Below are 2,969 nucleotides of genomic sequence, written 5' to 3'. Positions count from 1 at the left end.
GTCTTCGCTTGCGAAGCCCGCGAGTGCGTTTCGGTCTGCGTTTGGGCCTGCGAGTGCGTTTCTGGTATTTGGTCAATCTGTCCGGCTGGCGTGGGCGTCGCAAGCGACGCCCCTACGGCGGGCGGGACGCCCGCGGCACTTGCGAGGAGGAGGAGCGCCGTTGCTGTCGTGCTTAAGGCGATACGCCGGGGGCGGGGGTGGACGGGGAATTCGCGCCAGAGGCTCCAGAGGAGGAAGAGAAGTGCGGGGCCGAGTGCCCATTGATAGCGTTCGATGAGGCGGGTGCGGGTGGTTTGTTGAAAGTCACCTTTGCGGCCGCGTTCGATGGTGGTCTTTATGAGGGCGTTGAGATCGACCCACTGGCTGGCGTCGGTGTAGGCCCCGGCGGTTTTGTCGGCGAGTTCGCGGAGGGTCGCGGGTTCGAGGCGGGAGAGGACAACGGCTCCGCGTTCGTCTTTGACGTAGCCGTCGCGTCCATCGGGGATCATGGCGCCGGTTTCGGTGCCGACGCCGAGGCCGATGATGTGGATGCCGCGGTCTTTGCAGGTGTCGGCTAGAGGACGCCAGGGGTCGGCGGGGTCGGCTTCGCCGTCGCTGAGGATGACGAGGAAGCGGTCGGCTTCGCCGGTGCTGAAGGAGTCGAGCGCGGTGTGAAGGAGGGCGCTGTAATTGGTGCCGCCTTGGGGGAGGTAGTCGGGGCCGAGTTCGGGCAAAAATTCGCGGAGGATTTCGTAGTCGCTGCTGAGGGGGCTTTGGAGGAAGGCGGTGCCGGAGAAGACGAGGAGGCCGATGCGTTCGCCGGTGAGTTGGTCGAGGAGGCTTTGGGTGAGGAGGCGGGCGCGTTCGAGGCGCGAGGGTTTGATGTCGTCGGCCATCATCGAACGGGAGAGGTCGATGGCGATGAGGATTTCGCGGGCTTGTTCAAAGACGGGTTGTTCGATGCGGCCCCATTGCGGGCGGGCAAGAGCGGTGGCAGCGAGGGCGAGGCCGAGGGCGAGTCGCCAGCGGAGGGCGGGCCTGCGGCCCGAACGTCGAACATCCAACATCGAACGTCCAACATCGAGGTTTGGCGCTGACGCGCCGTTGGCAGGGGGGGGGGGGAGGGTGGCGGTGCGGGAACCGATGGTGGCGGTGAGGATTTTTGTGCGTGTAGTGGAATTTTCGTGACGGCGGGCAGCGCGGAGGCGGCGTTGCAGGTCGATGGCGAGGAGGAGGACGGGTATCGCCAGGAGCCAGAGGAGTTGTTGGTGGAGGAAGGTCACTGAAAATTAGGAATTAGAAATTAGAAATTAGGAAGTAATGGGGCGCTGCGGGGGTGGTCGCGGGTTGTTTTCATGGCAGATTGGTTGGGTGGTTTTTTTCTTAATTCCTAATTTTTAATTTCTCATTTCCCTTCTGGCGGTGAGGGCGGCGAGGAGGACGAGGGCGGCGCCGGGGATGGCGGGCCAGGGGAATAGTTCGGTGGCAAGGATGTGAGACTTGGCCTGGTATTCGATCTTGCGGGCTTCGTCGATGGACTTGAAGGCGGCTTCAACGGTGCCGGTGTGGTCGGCACGATAATAGCGTCCGCCGGTCTCGGTGGCGATGTAGCGGAGAGAGTTTTCGTCGAGGTCGGAGCGGACGCGGCGATAACCGAGTTTTTGTCCGTTGTCGTCGAATACCGGATACGGGATGCCGCGGGGGTCGTTGGTGCCGACGCCGATGGTGTAAACGGGGATGCCGCGGGATTTGGCTATGGCGGCGGCTTGCGCGGGGGTGAGGGCGCCACGGTTGTTGGCGCCGTCGGTGAGGAGGATGATGAAGGCGCCGGCACGGCGGCCGTTTTCGGTGTGCGTGGCTTGTTCGAGGCGCGAGAGGGCAACGCCGAGTCCGTCGCCGATGGCGGTGCCGTCTTCGATGAGGCCGGTCTTGAGGCGCTGGACTTGGCGGGCGAGCCAGTCGTGGTCGAGGGTGAGGGGGGCGAGGGTGTAGGAGCGTCCGGCAAAGACGACGATGCCGATGCGGTCGTCGGGGCGTCTGTCTATGAAGGCTTCGATGACGGGGCGGATGGTTTGGAGGCGGTTCTGGCGCTGGCCGTGGCGTTCGTAGTCTTCGGCGAGCATGGAGGTGGAGAGGTCAATGGCGAGGATGAGGTCGTAGCCCTGGCCGGTGACGGTGCGGCGGTCTTCGATGCGTTGGGGGCGGGCGAGGGCGGCAATGAGGAGGGTCAAGCCGAGGGTGGCGAGGGCGATGGGGAGGCGCGAGGGGCTGATCTGGCTGGGGCGGTGCCAGGCGGCGGCATAGGGGACGATCCACGCGATGACTTTGCGCCGTCCGCGCGCCCAGAGGATGAGCGGGAGCAGGAGGAGGGCGAGGAGCCAGAGGGGATTTTGGAGGGTGTAGTTCAAAACAGGAATTAAGAATTAATAATTAAGAATTAATAATTGGAGGTGGGGGGCGGGGAGTGCGACGGTCGGCAGATGATCGGTGTTGATTGTGCCATGTCGAATGGGGGTGCTGCTGGTTTGGTTCATTTTTAATTCTTAATTTTTCTTCACGGCTTGGCCGTGAAGAAACGTATGAGGGCGTCGAGGCGGTTTTCGTGAGTGCCTACAACGAGGCGGGTGGTGGCGGCGGGGAAGAGGGCGCGCCAGGCGGTTTCGCGTTCGTTGCGCCATTGGGCGTGCGCGGTGCGCTGGGCAGTGGAGTTTTCCAGGGTGACGAGGCGGCCGGTAACGGGGTCGTAGGCGGCGAGGTTTTCGCCGTGTTGCAAGACGGGGAGTTCGCGTTCCCAGGGGTCATCGACGCGGAAGCCGCGGGTTTGGAAGCGTTGCTGGATCGCGGGCCAGCCTTCGGGGGCGGGCCGGGGGGCGAAGTCGCCCAGCCAGACGAGCATGGTGTGGCGGGGGACGACACGGCGGATGAGCGACCAGGGAATGGTGGACGCCGGACGCTGGACGCCGGATGCCGAATGTCCAAGGGGGGCGATG

At 64.1% G+C, this 2,969-nt stretch carries 2 protein-coding genes and 1 pseudogene; all 3 read right to left on the bottom strand.

The genetic code is table 11. From position 1 onward, the window contains the following. Nucleotides 1-1,262, bottom strand: a 1,262-nt coding sequence (locus tag OBACDRAFT_RS06510; protein ID WP_043583936.1) for a VWA domain-containing protein, incomplete at its 3' end; no start/stop codon positions are given. A 114-nt stretch (nucleotides 1,263-1,376) separates the two neighbouring features. Beyond that, on the bottom strand, nucleotides 1,377-2,387 hold the full coding sequence (locus tag OBACDRAFT_RS06505) for a VWA domain-containing protein (protein WP_064499915.1): 1,011 nt from the start codon (nucleotides 2,385-2,387) through the stop codon (nucleotides 1,377-1,379). Between the two features lie 146 nt (nucleotides 2,388-2,533). Then, nucleotides 2,534-2,969: pseudogene (locus tag OBACDRAFT_RS06500) on the bottom strand (hypothetical protein); the annotation flags it as partial.

This window comes from Geminisphaera colitermitum TAV2, from assembly GCF_000171235.2.
GTDB lineage: Bacteria > Verrucomicrobiota > Verrucomicrobiia > Opitutales > Opitutaceae > Geminisphaera > Geminisphaera colitermitum.
The sequence above is the reverse complement of the archived record's forward strand: the minus strand, read 5'-3'. Positions and strand labels throughout refer to the sequence as shown.